We start from the raw sequence: 512 nt of genomic DNA, 5'->3' as shown, positions 1-512 counted from the left end.
GGGTCTTGTGAGCCTTCGGCGTAGTCGTGGTACATCAGGCCGGTGTAGACACCGACGGGTAGGCCGTGGAGCGAGGTGGGATCCATGCCAGCGCGCTCCAGCGCTTCCCACGAGGTCTCCAACAGCAACCGCTGCTGGGGGTCCATCGCCAGAGCCTCACGAGGCGAAATGCCGAAGAACTCCGCATCGAACGCCCCCGCATCATGAAGGAAACCCCCATGGCGCGTATACGAAGTCCCCGGGACCGATGGATCGGGATTGTAGATCTTCTCCAGATCCCAACCCCGGTCCACGGGAAACGACGTAATAGCATCCCCACCCTGGGACAGAAACTCCCAGAACGCCTCAGGAGTCGAGATGCCACCCGGGAGACGCAACCCCATCCCCACCACGGCGACAGGCTCACTAGCCTTCGCGTTCAGTTCGTCGTTCTCGCGCTTCAGACGGTCGTTCTTGATGACGGCCGCCCGGAGCGCTTCCACCAACTTGCCGTTTGTCTCACTCACCACTGA

1 protein-coding gene is annotated in these 512 nt (G+C 61.9%); it reads right to left on the bottom strand.

Annotated elements, in window-relative coordinates; genetic code table 11:
- The coding region (locus tag PV350_RS47000) for a beta-ketoacyl synthase N-terminal-like domain-containing protein (RefSeq protein ID WP_500339355.1) at positions 1–509 on the bottom strand (509 nt) is incomplete at its 3' end.
- Positions 510–512 lie beyond the last annotated feature (3 nt).

The organism is Streptomyces sp. PA03-6a (assembly GCF_033792765.1).
Taxonomy (GTDB): domain Bacteria; phylum Actinomycetota; class Actinomycetes; order Streptomycetales; family Streptomycetaceae; genus Actinacidiphila.
Note: the sequence above shows the minus strand (reverse complement) of the source record. Positions and strands in the feature narration are given on the sequence as shown.